Source organism: Mesoterricola silvestris, from assembly GCF_030295405.1.
Lineage (GTDB): Bacteria > Acidobacteriota > Holophagae > Holophagales > Holophagaceae > Mesoterricola > Mesoterricola silvestris.
Genome location: NZ_AP027080.1, coordinates 3,275,154 through 3,288,540, shown reverse-complemented (window position 1 = coordinate 3,288,540; position 13,387 = coordinate 3,275,154). Strand labels below are relative to the sequence as shown.

Below are 13,387 nucleotides of genomic sequence, written 5' to 3'. Positions count from 1 at the left end.
GCCCCGGGGTCGGTCAAGGCGCGGATTTGGCCTCGGGTTCCTCGAATCGCTTCGGGAACAGGCGCTTCAAGGTGTCCAGGTAGCGCGGATGAAGGTCGTGGATTTTCCGGGCCAGGTCCACGGGGGTCCGCCCCTGGGCATCCTTCCGGAATGGGTCGGCCCCGGCCTTCAGCAGGACCTCGAAGGGATGGTATGCAAAGGCTTCTAGGGCGACCCCCAGGGGGCTGCCGCGGGGCCCCTGGAAATTCGGATCGGCGCCGGCCGCCAGCAGCCTCGCGGTGCCCCCGGGGACCCGGATCGCCCGGGTCAGGGGGGTGTTCCCCCCGGGTCCGATCGCCTCCAGATTCAGGCGGGGCCGGGTCGCCAGCAGCACGCTGAGGGGGGTGTCCCCCCCGCTCCCCCAGTCGAAGGCGAGGGCCTGGAAGATCACCGGGGATTCCTCCACATCCGCAAGCCGGGCGTTCACGTCGGCGCCATGGTCCAGGATCAGCCGCATCGTACGCACGTCCCCGGCGACGGCTGCGTTCAGGATATGGTCCTTCACCGACTGGGGCCAGCGCAGCAGGGCCGGCATGGGATAGAACGCCCTGTCCTCCCTCAGGTCCCCGCGGTGCGCCAGGGCGTTGGCGAGCACCCTCGCTGAATCCATGTCCGGGACGATCGAGCGGGACAGGACCAGGGGGAGCGTGGGGGCGCGGGCCAGGGCGGGATCGGAGAACAGCAGGCGATTGACCATGCGCAGGGCGCTGTTCGGGTCGCGCAGGTTCATGCCCAGGACCTGGCTGAGGGACGTCAGCGCGAAGCCCTCCTCCGGCGGAACTTCGAAGGAGAAATAGTCCAGGGGGGGCGTGAGCCGGCGCAGCCAGGCCTGGGCGAAGAAGCCGCCGCGGGCGGCGACGGCGTCGCTCCGATGGCCCAGGTCCGGCCGTTCGGAGAGCGCCGCCATGGTGTAATGGTGCACCGCGAAGGTCCAGGCGAATGCGGGCCTGCCGTTGATGGAGAAGGCCAGGGTGGGGTGGGCGCTCTCCACGCGTTTCTCGCCTCCGGCCGACCAATCCACGGTGAAACCCTCCTCGGACACCACGGTGCAGAGGGCGTCCAGCTTGCGGCCCGCCTCCTCGAACCGGGCCCCGGGGTCCAGGGGCCATGGGTGGCTGAGGGCGGACAGGGGCAGGAGGTGGGCGATCAGGTTGAGCATGTTCTCGAGGCCCGGCCTGGCCGACAGGTTGTGGTCCTTGGCGCCGTAGACGATGGGCAGCGGATCGGCGCCAGGGGCATTGCGGTTGCTCACCACCTCGCTCCATGCGTCGCGGGCCTCCCGGGAGAACTGCCCAGCGATACGGCCATGGTGCCGGTAGTAGCGGGCCAGCAGGCCCAGTCCCGCGGGCGACGGGTCCGGGCCCTTGGGCTCCTCGCGTGGACCGGCGCAGCGGGCCAGGAAGGCCTTCGGGGTTTCCGGGGCGATGGCGCCCTTCCGGGAGAGGACGATGTTGAAGAAATTTCGCAGCGACGTCTCGCCGCAATCGGGGTAGGTGGAGCCCTTGTACTGGGCCATGGCATAGCTGACCAGGCTGGGCAGGGACCGGGTCTGGAAGGCCTCGCAGCCGTAGAGGAGCAGAAGGGCGTCCTCCGGGGACGGCGCCGGTCCGGGCGCGTCCGCTCCCATGCGCTCCCAGAGCGCATCGGCATGGGCCTCGTGATAGGCGGCGTCATAGACCGGAAGGGGGCCTTTGGGCCTGCGCAGGAGCGGCGTCAGGGCCTCATAGAGCTCGCTCACGTGGTCCGCGGCCTTCCAGGCGTAGGCCAGCAGGGCCACCTCCACGATGTCCGGCGGGTAGATGCCCCCGGGGTGCCGCGTCTCGTCCCATACCGCTTCCTGCAGGAGGGCGGCGAAGCGCTGGCGGAGGACGGCCACCGCGGGTTTGCGGCCCTCCGGCTCGTGGCCCAGGATGCGATCCACGTCGGCACGGAACGCCTCGGAGGCCCCCGGCGACATCAGCCGCTGGCGGTAATGGGTCGTGGCGTCCAGCAGGGCGGTGATCTTCCTCAATCCGCCCAGCGTCCCCGGGGCCTCGCGGTGCCGGGCCTGCTCCCGGGCGATGGCCCCGATGGGGTCCTTGGCGCGCTCGTTCAGCACGAAGTTGTCCCCGTCCGGGGAGGGGAAAAGGTACTGGATCACCGCCGCGGTGGCGTCCAGGGGGCAGTTGTCCTGGGGGACCTTCTCCAGGGCGGGGTGGCGGGGGAAGCGTGGATCCGGGGCCGAGCCGTACGCCCCGAAGAACCGGAGGTTGGCCAGGTAGCCCGATTCCAGGGCCGCCATGCCCCAGAGCGGGGAGAGGTTCCGGTGCGCGGGCTCGGTGTGTTCGTAGAGGCCCCTGGCCTCCTGGGGCGGGATCTCGGCCCGGAGGGGCAGGACCAGGAAAACCAGCGTTGTGAGGATGCTCTTCCTGGGATCCATGCCACTCCTTGCCCCGCCCGGGGAATCCTGAGGCAATGCGATTAGACCTCTTCAGGCCGGGCCCTTCGTCTTCTGAAGGGCCCGGCCCCGGGGTCGGTCAAGGCGCGGATTTGGCCTCGGGTTCCTCGAATCGCTCCGGGAACTGGCGCTTCAAGGTGTCCAGAAAGCGCGGATCAAGGTCGTAGATTTCCCGGGCCCGGTCCACGGGGGTCCGCCCCTCGGCATCCTTCTGGAAGGGGTCGGCCTTGTGCTCCAGAAGGAGATTGAAGGGATAGCGTGCCAAGGCTCTTATGGCGGTCCCCAGGGGGCTGCCGTTGGCCCCCTGGAAATTCGGATCGGCGCCGGCCTTCAGGAGTTTCTCGGTGCCACTTTCGGTGCTTATCGACCAGGTCAGGGGGGTACCCCCCCCCGGGACCGATCACGTCCAGATTCAGGCGGGGCCGGGTCGCCAGCAGCACGATCAAGGGGCTGTCCCCGGCCTGCCTTCGGTCACTGGCGACGGCCGGGAAGATCACCGGGGAAAATTGCACATCCGGAAGCCGGGCGTTCACGTCGGCGCCATGGTCCAGGATCAGCCGCATCGTGCGCACGTCCCCTAAGACGGCCGCGTGCAGGATATGGTCCTTTACCGACTGGGACCAGCGCAGCAGGGCCGGCATGGGGTAGAACGCCCTGTCCTCCTTCAGGTCCCTGCGGCGCTCCAGGCCCGCGGCCAGGACCCGCGCCGACTCGGTGTCCGGGAGGATCGCGCGGGACAGGATCAGGGGGAGCGTGGGGGCGCGGGCCAGGGCGGGATTGGAGACCAGCAGGCGATTGACCGTGAGAAGGGCGCTGTTCGGGTCGCGCAGGTTCATGCCCAGGACCTGGCTGAGGGAGGTCAGCGCGAAGCCTTCCTCCGGCGGAACCGCGAAGGAGAAGGATTCCGGGGGGGGCGTGAGCCGGCGCACCCAGGCCTGGGCGAAGAAGCCGCCGCGGGCGGCGGCGGCGTCACCCCGATGGACCAGGTCCGGCCGTTCGGAGAGCGCCGTCATGTTGTAATGGTGCGTCGAGAAGGCCCAGGAGAAGGCGGGCCTGTCGTTGATGGAGAAGGTCAGGGTGGGGTGGGCGCTCTTCACGCGTTTCTCGCGCCCGGCGGTCCAATCCACGGTGAATCCCTCCTCCGACACGAGGGCGCAGAGGGCGTCCAGCTTGCGGCCCGCCTCCTCGAACCGGGCCCCGGGGTCCAGGGGCCATGGGTGGCTGAGGGCGGGCAGGGGCAGGAGGTGGGCGATCAGGTTGAGCATGTTCTCGAGGCCCGGCCTGGCCGACAGGTTGTGGTCCTTGGCGCCGTAGACGATGGGCAGCGGATCGGCGCCGGGGGCATTGCGGTTGCTCACCACCTTGCTCCAGGCGTTGCGGGCCTCCTGCGAGAACTGCCCGGCGATCCGCCCATGGTGCTGGTAGTAGCGGGCCAGCAGGCCCAGTCCCGCGCGTGCCGGCTCCGGGCCCTTGTGCTCCTCGCGTGGGCCCGCGCAGCGGGCCAGGAAGGCCTCCAGGGTTTCCGGGGCGATGGCGCCCTTCCGGGAGAGGACGATGTTGAAGAAATTGCGCAGCGACGTTTCGCCGCAGTCGGGGTAGCTGGCGCCCTTGTACTGGGCCATGGCATAGCTGACCAGGCTGGGCAGGGACCGGGTCTGGAAGGCCTCGCAGCCGTAGAGGAGCAGAAGGGCGTCCTCCGGGGACGGCGCCGGTCCGGGCGCGTCCGCTCCCATGCGCTCCCAGAGCGCATCGGCATGGGCCTCGTGATAGGCGGCGTCATAGACCGGCAGGGGGCCTTCGGGCCTGCGCAGGAGCGGCGTCAGGGCCCCATAGAGCTCGCTCACGTGGTCCGCGGCCTTCCACGCGTAGGCCAGCAGGGTCACCTCCACGATGTCCCGGGGGTAGATGCCCCCGGGATGCCACGTCTCGTCCCAGACCGCTTCCTGGAGGAGGGCGGCGAAGCGCTGGCGGAGGGCGGCCACCGCGGGTTTGCGGCCCTCCGGCTCGTGGCCCAGGATGCGATCCACGTCGGCACGGAACTCATCGGAGGCCTCCGGCACAGCCCCCGGCGGCATCAGCCGCTGGCGGTAATGGGTCGTGGCGTCCAGCAGGGCGGTGATCTTCCTCAGTCCGCCCAGCATCCCCGGGTCCTTGCGGTGCAGGGCCTGCTCCCGGGCGATGGCCCCGATGGGGTCCTTGGCGCGCTCGTTCAGCACGAAGTTGTCCCCGTCCGGGGAGGGGAAAAGGTACTGGATCACCGCCGCGGTGGCGTTCAGGGGGCAGTTGTCCTGGGGGATCTTCTCCAGGGCGGGGTGGCGGGGGAAGCGTGGGTTCGGGACCGAACCGTACGCCCCGAAGAACCGGAGGTTGGCCAGGTAGCCCGATTCCAGGGCCGCCATGCCCCAGAGCGGGGAGAGGTTCCGGTGCGCGGGGTCGGTGTGCTCGTAGAGGCCCATGGCCTCCTGGGGCGGGATCTCGGCCCGGAGGGGCAGGACCAGGAAAACCAGCGCCGTGAGGATGCTCTTCCTGGGATCCATGCCACTCCTTGCCCCCACCGCGGGAATCCCAAGGTAGCGTTATAAAAAATTTATGCAAGCCCTGGCGGGAGCCGTCCGGACGGTCGCTACCGGAAACCAGGCCCCGGTCCGAGGGTCGGTCAAGGTGCGGATTTGGCCTCGGGATCCTTGAATCGCTCGGGGAACAGGCGCTCCAGGGTGTCCAGGAAGCCCGGACGAAGGAAGTGGATGCCCCGGGCCAGATCCACGGGAGTCCTTCCCAGGGCATCCTTCCGGAAGGGGTCGGCCCCGGCCTCCAGCAGGACCTCGAAGGGATGGTCTTCCAAGGCTAGTATGGCGACCCCCAGGGGGCTGCCGCAGGGCCCCTGGAAATTCGGATCGGCGCCGGCCGCCAGCAGCATCTCGGGGCCCAGGGGGCTCCGGATCGCCCGGGTCAGGGGGGTGTTCCCCTCGGGCCCGATCACGTCCAGATTCAGGCGGGGCCGGGTCGCCAGGAGCACGCTGAGGGGGGTGTCCCCGGTCCCCCCGACGTAGAAATGGAGGGCCTGGAAGATCACCGGTGTCGTCTCCACATCCGGAAGCCGGGCGTTCACGTCGGCGCCATGGTCCAGGATCAGCCGCATCGTATGCACGTCCCCGAAGACGGCTGCGTTCAGGATATGGTCCTTCACCGACTGGGGCCAGCGCAGCAGGGCCGGCATGGGGTAGAAGGCCCTGTCCTCCCTCAGGTCCCGGCGAAGTTCCAGGGCGTTGGTGAGCACCATCGCCGAATTCATGTCCGGAAGGATCGAGCGGGACAGGACCAGGGGGAGCGTGGGGGCGCGGGCCAGGGCGGGATCGGAGACCAGCAGGCGATTGACCATGTGCAGGGCGCTGTTCGGGTCCCGCAGGTTCATGCCCAACGCCTCGCTGAGGGACGTCAGCGCGAAGCCCTCCTCCGGCGGGACTTCGAAGGAGAAAAAGTCCAGGGGGGGCGTGAGCCGGCGAAGCCAGGCCTGGGCGAAGAAGCCGCCGCGGGCGGCGACGGCGTCGCTCCGATGGCCCAGGTCCGGCAGTTCGGAGAGCGCCGCCATGTTGTAATGGTGCACCGCGAAGGTCCAGGCGAAGGCGGGCCTGCCGTTGATGGAGAAGGCCAGGGTGGGGTGGGCGCTCTTCACGCGTTTTTCGCCTCCGGCCGACCAATCCACGGTGAACCCCTCCTCCGACACCAGGGTGCAGAGGGCGTCCAGCTTTCGATCCGCCTCCGCGAACCGGGCCCCGGGGTCCAGGGGCCACGGGCGGTTGAGGGCGGGCAGGGGCAGGAGGTGGGCGATCAGGTTGAGCATGTTCTCGAGGCCCGGCTTGGCCGACAGGTTGTGGTCCTTGGCGCCGTAGACGATGGGCAGCGGATCGGCGCCGGGGGCATTGCGGTTGCTCACCACCTCGCTCCAGGCGTTGCGGGCCTCCCGGGAGAACTGCCCGGCGATACGGCCATGGTGCCGGTAGTAGTGGGCCAGCAGGCCCAGTCCCGCGGGCGCAGGGTCCAAGCCCTTGTGCTCCTCGCGTGGGCCGGCGCAGCGGGCCAGGAAGGCCTCCAGGGTTTCCCGGGCGATGGCGCCCTTCCGGGAGAGGACGATGTTGAAGAAATTGCGCAGCGACGTCTCGCCGCAATCGGGGTAGGTGGAGCCCTTGTACTGGGCCATGGCATAGGTGACCAGGCTGGGCAGGGACCGGATCTGGAAGGTCTCGCAACCGAAGAGGAGCAGGAGGACCTCCTCCGGGGACGGCGCCGGGCCGGGTCCGTCCGCTCCCATGCGCTCCCAGAGCGCATCGGCATGGGCCTCGTGATAGGCGGCGTCATAGACCGGCAGGGGGCCTTCGGGCCTGCGCAGGAGCGGCGTCAGGGCCTCATAGAGCTCGCTCACGTGGTCCGCGGCCTTCCAGGCGTAGGCCAGCAGGGCCACCTCCACGATGTCCGGCGGGTAGATGCCCCCGGGGTGCCGCGTCTCGTCCCAGGCCGCTTCCTGCAGGAGGGCGGCGAAGCGCTGGCGGAGGCTGGCCACCGCGGGTTTGCGGCCCTCCGGCTCGTGGCCCAGGATGCGACCCACATCGGCACGGAACGTCTGGGAGGCCACCGGCGCAGCCCCCGGATGCAGCGACAGCTCCTGGCGATAATGGGTCGTGGCGTCCAGCAGGGCGGTGATCTTCCTCAGTCCGCCCAGCGTCCCCGGGACCTGGCGGTGCCGGGCCTGCTCCCGGGCGATGGCCCCGATGGGGTCCTTGCCGCGCTCGTTCAGCACGAAGTTGTCCCCATCCGGGGAGGGGAAAAGATACTGGATCACCGCCGCGGTGGCGTCCAGGGGGCAGTTGTCCTGGGGGATCTTCTCCAGGGCGGGGTGGCGGGGGAAGCGTGGATCCGGGACGGAGCCGTACGCCCCGAAGAACCGGAGGTTGGCCAGGTAGCCCGATTCCAGCGCCGCCATGCCCCAGAGCGGGGAGAGGTTCCGGTGCACGGGGTCGGTGTGCCCGTAGAGGCCCCTGGCCTCCTGGGGCGGGATCTCGGCCCGGAGGGGCAGGACCAGGAGAACCAGCGCCGTGAGGATGCTCTTCCTGGGATCCATGCCACTCCTTGCCCTCTCCCGGGGACTCCCAAGGTAGTGTTATTAAAAATTTATGCAAGCCCTGGCGGAAGCCGTCCGGACGGACGCTACCGGAAATCCAGCAGTTCCACGTCGAAGATCAGGTCGGCGTTGGGGGGGATCACGCCGCCGGCGCCGCGGGCGCCGTAGCCCAGGGCGGCGGGGATGTGGAGGGTGCGCTTGCCGCCCTTCTTCATGGTGATGACGCCCTCGTCCCAGCCCTTGATGACCTGGCCTACGCCCACGGTGAAGGAGAAGGGCTGGCCCCGGTCCACGGAGCTGTCGAACTTCTGGCCGGGCTTGCCGCCGTTGGAGAGCCAGCCGGTGTAGTGCATGACGCAGGTCTGGCCCTTCTTCGGGGATTCGCCGGCGCCTTCGGTGGTGTCCACGTAGCCGAGGCCGCTGGGGGTGGTGATCATGACGGGTCCTTTTTTCGGGGCGGGCGCCGGGGCTTTCTTCCGGGCGCGGGCGGGGGGTTGGGATGCCAGCCCGGTGGCCGCGAGGGCGAACATCAGGCCGAGGAGGGCAGGGCGGGTCAAGGGTCCTCCAAAGGGTAGAGTGTAGCCCAACTAATCCAGGGGCACCCGGGTGCCGTCCGCCAAGCCCCGCCAGCGCTTGCCGTCCACCTGGAGCCACAGTTCGCCGGGCCTTCCCTCGCTGAGCCCCGCGTCGATGAGGTACACCTGCCCGGGGCGGATGACCGTCACCTGCTTGACGGTGGTGTGGCCCACCACCACGGTGCGGGCCCCGTAGGGGCGCAGGCTGGCCTCCACCACCGCGGCCGGGTCCACGGGGTCCTGCACCATGCCCCGGTACCACAGGGGGCCGTCGCCCCCCAGGAGGGTCTTCTTGGGCCGGGGCATGGCGTCCCGGGCGGCGGCGTTGAGGGCCTCCAGGGAGGGGAAGGCCTCCCCCAGGCGGGGCGAGACGCCCCCGTGCACGAAGAGCAGGTCCCCGAAGCGCACCATCACCGGCAGGGAGCGCAGCCAGCGCCCCGCTTCCGTATCGGGGCCCAGGAGGTACGGGGTGGAAAGGGGCAGGGCCCGGTACTTGGCGTTGAGGTACCGCAGGTCCCCCTTCATGTCCATCACCTCGTGGTTGCCCAGGAGCACGTGGACCCCGCCCCCGGCGTCCCGGGCCTGCCGCTCCAGGGATCGCAGGAGCCAGAAGGCCTCCGTGACCTGCGGGCCCCGGTCCACGGTGTCGCCCAGGACCACCAGGTGGCCCTTGCCGAAGGCCCAGGCCAGGTTCTTCGCGAGGATCCCCTGCTTCACGAGCAGGGCGGTCATGGCGGCGTAGTTGCCGTGGATGTCGCTGATGGCGGCGATCCTCGCGGGAAGGGGGAAGGCCGCGGGCTGCTGGGGGGCGGGGGCGGGATCCAGGGTGAGGGGGGGCAGGCCATCCAGCTCCAGGCGGAAATCCGCGGGCAGGGCGGTCTCCTCGGGCCGGCCCTGGCGCCACCGCAGGACTCGGGCCCCGCGGCCCTCCCACACCACGTGGGGCCCGTCGTCCACCTGGGCCGCGGCCGGCAGCGGCGGCGGGACCTGGGCCCGGAGCGGGGCCAGGAGGAGGATGGCGAGAACGGGGGCGAGGCGGCGCATGCCTCAGGATCGCACACTCCAGAAGGCCGCGATGTCCCCGAGAATGGCCCCGGACACCAGTTCGGAGGGCGATTCCCGGAACCAGCCCTCGGGAAAGCAGGCGGCGTACTCCGCCTCCAGGAACCTGCCGTCCAGGAACACCAGGAGCCCCCGGTCCCCGGGGGTGCGGATCACCCGGCCCGCGGCCTGCACCGCCTTGGCGGCGGCGGGGTAGGTGTAGGCATAGGCCTGGCCGCAGCCGTAGGCGGCCTGGAAGTACGCGCGGATGCGGTCCCGCTCCAGGTCGAAGGGGGGCAGGGGCGGACCCGCCACCACGCAGCCGATGAGGGCCTCCCCGGGCAGATCGATGCCTTCCGAGAGGGACCCCCCCTGCACAGCCAGCACCACCGTGCGGTTCCCTTCCCGCAGGGCCCGGACCAGTTCGAGGATGCGCGCGGCCCCGGCCTTGCGGGGCTGGGCCAGCACCTGGAAGCCGGGCAGGTCCAGGTGGGGCAGGGTCCTTTCCAGCATGTCGAAGCTGGGGAAGAAGACGAAGTAGTTGCCCGGCCGCAGGGGCAGGACCCGGCCCAGGAAATGGGCGATGCGGGGCATCTCCCGGTCCCGCAGCCGGTAGAGGGTGGAGATCTGGGGCACCACCAGGATCTTGCGGTTGGACGGCGGAAAGGGGGAGGGCACTTCGGCCTCCAGGACCTCCGCCCCGGCCAGGCCCGCCAGGCGCCGGTGGTACAGGAAGGGCTTGAGGGTGGCCGAGAAGAGCACGGCGGAATGGAGCCCGGCCATGCGTTCCCCCAGGTGCGCCGAGGCGTCGGCGCAGGTGATCTGCAGGCGCCCCGGGGGGATCCAGGTGACGATGTGGGGCGCGGCCAGGATGCGCAGCACCGCGCAGAAGGCGCCCCAGCCCCGCTGCAGCTCCACCAGGGGATGGGCGGGGCGCAGCTCCACGCCCCGCGCCGCGGTCTCGGCCAGGAGCCGCGCGATGCGGAACTCCTCGCCCAGGAAGGGCTGGGTGTCCAGCTCCACCACGCGGTGGGCCCCTTCCAGGGCCTGGAGGAGCGCGGCGCAGCGCTTGATCTGGGCGGTGAGGCGGCTGCGCAGGGCCCGGTCCCGGGGCGCGGCGCGGCGCTTGCGCAACTCTTCCAGCCAGGGGAGCTCCAGGGCCGGGCTGAACCAGTCCGCCGCGCGCGAAGGCAGGTTGTGGGCCTCGTCCACCAGCACGATGTTGCGCGCGCTCTCCTCCGGCGTCCCGAAGAACCGCACCAGCGTGGCGTTGGGGGCGAATGCGTAGTTGTAGTCCCCGATGATCACGTCCGCGTGGCGCGCGGCGTCCAGGGAGAGCTCGAAGGGGCAGAGCAGGTGCTCGTCGGCCGCGGCCTTCACCGCCGCGGCGTCGGCGCAGCCGCCGGCCATGAGCGCCTCCACGGCGCCGGAGGCCTTGAGCCGGTCGAAGTAGAGATCCGCCCGGGGGCACACCTCGGGGCGGCAGTCCACCTCGGCCTGGGGGCACACCTTCTCCTTGGCCTTGATGGTCACGGACCGCACCGGGTGGCCCTGGGCGCGGATGCGGCGCACGCAGTCCTCGGCCACCTCGTGCTGGCTGTTGCGGGGGGTGCAGTAGAAGACCCGCAGATCGTCGGCCAGGGCCCGGGCCAGGGCCGGGAAGAGCACCGCGGCGGTCTTTCCCAGGCCCGTGGGGGCCTGCAGGAGCAGGCGCCGGCCCGAGGCCAGGGCCGAGGCCACCAGCTCCACCAGCCGCGCCTGCCCGGGCCGGGGGTCCGGAAAGGGGAAGGCGAGGCTCCCGGCCAGTTCGCGGCGTTCCGCGCGCCGGGCCTGGGCCCGGTCCCAGGCCCCGTGCAGGTCCCGGAGCCGCTCCTCCACCCAGTCCGAGAAGGCCCTGGGGTCGAAGGGCAGCTCCACCAGGGTCTCGCCCTCGTCCTGGAGGCTGATGATCCGGATGCGGCAGCGGGGACACTCCCCCCCGTCCCGCCAGAGGATCCAGGCGTACATCCGCGCCTGCAGGGCGAAGGGATGGCCCTCGTCCAGCTCCCGGAGGATGGCGTCGGGCCGGAAGCTGGTCTTGATCTCCTCCACCACCGGAGGCGAGGACCCCACCAGCACGTCCACCCGGCCCCGCACCAGCACCTGGAACCCCACGTGGTCCAGCGCGGCCTGCACCGCCACTTCCGCCCGCACCGTGCCGTCCTCCTGGGCCAGGCGCTTCTGCACCCGCGCGTGGAGCCGCGCGCCCAGGGCCATGGGGTCCTCCTCCGCGGAGAGGGCGCGCCGCGCATCCAGGCTGCCCGAAGGCTCCAGGGGCGCCACGAATTCCCGTACAGATAATCCCAGGCTCATTCCAAGATTCTAAGGTGTGTCGGCAAACCCTAGGTCATGAATAGCTACGTTGACTCAAGGTGCGAAGGCGGTATCCAGGTTGCCGCTAGAGGAGCGCGGACGCCGATCGCCTGCGCGGTGATCTGGCTCCAGCCTTGACCAGACGTTCCTTATCCTGCTTTTTCCCCTGGATCCTTTTCATCCCCGTTCGAACTTCGCAGGGAGTTGTCGCCACCTTTGTGTCGAGGAGCCCGCCCATGCCCATCCAGGACCCGATCACGCAGCAGATCATCGGCCTAAGCTACCGCGTCGCAAACATCCTGGGCCATGGTTTCGTGGAGAAGGTATACGAAAACGCGCTGGCGTTCGAGCTCCGTAGGGCCAAGGTCACCTTTGCTCAACAGAAGGTCCTCGACGTGTTCTACGAGGGCGCGAGGGTCGGAAGGTATAAAGCTGATCTCGTCGTCGAGGGCCGGGTCATCGTGGAGGTCAAAGCCATCCAGGCCCTGGGTGACGTTGACGTGGCCCAGGGCCTGAATTACCTGAGGGCGACAGGATTGCCGACCTGCCTCCTCGTCAATTTCGGCAAGGCGAAGATCGAGGTTCGAAGGCTGGGAATGAGTCCTGGCAAAGGGACCGGAGGAATGGAACTCGAAGTGAAGGATGTCGAGTAACTTGCGCTTCGACCCACCTCTGCGTCAGCCCTGCGGAAACAGGGATGAACGCCGATTGTTGGGATGAAATGGGATCCGCTCAACCTGGAACTGACCCTTCCATCGCGGGTTCAAGGCACCTTGGGGTTGCCGACAGGCACTAGGGCTCGGCATGGCGCGCCGGGAAGCAATAGCCCCCGCGGCCGCTGGCCTTGACCTTGTAGAGGGCCCCATCGGCGGTGGAAAGCAGGGGGTCCACGTCGAGGCCGTCCAGGGGGTAGATGGCCACCCCGATGGAGACGCCCACCCTGCACTCCGCGTCCCCGACGGTGAAGGGGGTGGAAATGGCCGTGAGGATCGTGGCCACGATGCGCTCCACGTCGGCCAGGTCGTGGACATCGGCGAGGAGGATGGTGAATTCGTCGCCGCCCATGCGGCTCACGGTGTCGGTTTCGCGCACGCAGCCCTGTAGGCGCTGGGCCACCGCGGTCAGGAGGCTGTCCCCGGCGGCGTGGCCCCGGGTGTCGTTGACGGCCTTGAAGTCGTCCAGGTCCAGGTAGAGCACCGCGAAGGAGGTTTCCCGGCGCCGGGCCTGGGCCAGCATCTGGCTCAGGCGGTCCAGGAAGAGGAACCGGTTGGGAAGGCCCGTGAGCTGGTCATGGTGGGCCATGTGGGCCATCTGGTCCTGGAGGCGCTTGAGCTCGGTGATGTCCTCCTTGACGCCCACGAAATGGGTGATGACGCCGTTGTCGTCCCGGATGGGGGAGATGGAGGCCAGTTCCCACACCAGGTCGCCTTGCTTGGTGCGGTTGTGGAAGAGCCCGTGCCACTCGTTGCCCGCCAGGATGGTGTCCCACAGGTTCGTGTAGAACTCCCGGGTGAGGAACCCGCCCTTGAGGATGCGCGGCGTCTGACCGACCGCCTCCTCCAGGGTGTAACCCATCAGCTTCGTGAACTTGGGGTTCACGTATTGAATGACGCCCCGGGGATCCGTGATGATGACGGATACGGGGCTTTGTTCGATGGCCTTGATGAGGATTTTTATTCGTTTCGCGACCTCCCGGGGGTCCTTCCAGGAGAGGAAGGGAGAGGGGTCAGGCGGTTGGTTCGTCGGATCCATGAGCCTTCCAGTGTCATTTCGTAGAATATGTCAACAAATACCCGGGAATATATAAAAATCTCAATATTACTGATT

General features: G+C 69.5%; 8 protein-coding genes. 1 reads left to right on the top strand and 7 read right to left on the bottom strand.

The annotated features are described in order from the left end of the window. Positions 1–13: 13 nt before the first annotated feature. The 6 genes from R2J76_RS14220 to R2J76_RS14195 all read right to left on the bottom strand — a co-directional run bounded on the left by R2J76_RS14220 (position 14) and on the right by R2J76_RS14195 (position 11,560). Positions 14–2,458: an ankyrin repeat domain-containing protein gene (locus R2J76_RS14220; protein WP_316412294.1), complete on the bottom strand. Its 2,445-nt coding sequence runs from the start codon at positions 2,456–2,458 to the stop codon at positions 14–16. A 173-nt stretch (positions 2,459–2,631) separates the two neighbouring features. Next, entirely contained in the window at positions 2,632–5,013 is a 2,382-nt protein-coding gene (locus R2J76_RS14215; RefSeq protein ID WP_316412293.1) for a hypothetical protein, read from the bottom strand. A 119-nt stretch (positions 5,014–5,132) separates the two neighbouring features. Beyond that, positions 5,133–7,592, bottom strand: coding sequence for an ankyrin repeat domain-containing protein (locus R2J76_RS14210; protein ID WP_316412292.1), 2,460 nt, complete (start codon positions 7,590–7,592; stop codon positions 5,133–5,135). A gap of 86 nt (positions 7,593–7,678) precedes the next feature. Continuing rightward, positions 7,679–8,122: an FKBP-type peptidyl-prolyl cis-trans isomerase gene (locus R2J76_RS14205; RefSeq protein ID WP_394366839.1), complete on the bottom strand. Its 444-nt coding sequence runs from the start codon at positions 8,120–8,122 to the stop codon at positions 7,679–7,681. Between the two features lie 57 nt (positions 8,123–8,179). After that, positions 8,180–9,211, bottom strand: a complete 1,032-nt coding sequence (locus tag R2J76_RS14200) for a metallophosphoesterase (RefSeq protein WP_316412290.1) — start codon at positions 9,209–9,211, stop codon at positions 8,180–8,182. A gap of 3 nt (positions 9,212–9,214) precedes the next feature. Further along, a complete protein-coding gene (locus R2J76_RS14195) occupies positions 9,215–11,560 on the bottom strand; it encodes an ATP-dependent DNA helicase (RefSeq protein ID WP_316412289.1) in 2,346 nt (781 codons plus the stop codon). Positions 11,561–11,796: 236 nt separating this feature from the next. On the opposite strand from R2J76_RS14195, the gene R2J76_RS14190 reads away from it, so the two are divergent. Further along, positions 11,797–12,213, top strand: coding sequence for a GxxExxY protein (locus tag R2J76_RS14190; RefSeq protein WP_316412288.1), 417 nt, complete (start codon positions 11,797–11,799; stop codon positions 12,211–12,213). A gap of 139 nt (positions 12,214–12,352) precedes the next feature. On the opposite strand, the gene R2J76_RS14185 is transcribed toward R2J76_RS14190, so the two are convergent. Beyond that, positions 12,353–13,312: a diguanylate cyclase domain-containing protein gene (locus R2J76_RS14185; RefSeq protein WP_316412287.1), complete on the bottom strand. Its 960-nt coding sequence runs from the start codon at positions 13,310–13,312 to the stop codon at positions 12,353–12,355. Between the last annotated feature and the right edge of the window lie 75 nt (positions 13,313–13,387).

Excerpts from the sequence above, each read along its gene's own strand:
- R2J76_RS14220 (WP_316412294.1), bottom strand. The coding sequence starts at position 2,458 with ATGGATCCCAGGAAGAGCATCCTCACAACGCTGGTTTTCCTGGTCCTG.
- R2J76_RS14215 (WP_316412293.1), bottom strand. The coding sequence starts at position 5,013 with ATGGATCCCAGGAAGAGCATCCTCACGGCGCTGGTTTTCCTGGTCCTG.
- R2J76_RS14210 (WP_316412292.1), bottom strand. The coding sequence starts at position 7,592 with ATGGATCCCAGGAAGAGCATCCTCACGGCGCTGGTTCTCCTGGTCCTG.
- R2J76_RS14205 (WP_394366839.1), bottom strand. The coding sequence starts at position 8,122 with ATGTTCGCCCTCGCGGCCACCGGGCTGGCATCCCAACCCCCCGCCCGC.
- R2J76_RS14200 (WP_316412290.1), bottom strand. The coding sequence starts at position 9,211 with ATGCGCCGCCTCGCCCCCGTTCTCGCCATCCTCCTCCTGGCCCCGCTC.
- R2J76_RS14195 (WP_316412289.1), bottom strand. The coding sequence starts at position 11,560 with ATGAGCCTGGGATTATCTGTACGGGAATTCGTGGCGCCCCTGGAGCCT.
- R2J76_RS14190 (WP_316412288.1), top strand. The coding sequence starts at position 11,797 with ATGCCCATCCAGGACCCGATCACGCAGCAGATCATCGGCCTAAGCTAC.
- R2J76_RS14185 (WP_316412287.1), bottom strand. The coding sequence starts at position 13,312 with ATGGATCCGACGAACCAACCGCCTGACCCCTCTCCCTTCCTCTCCTGG.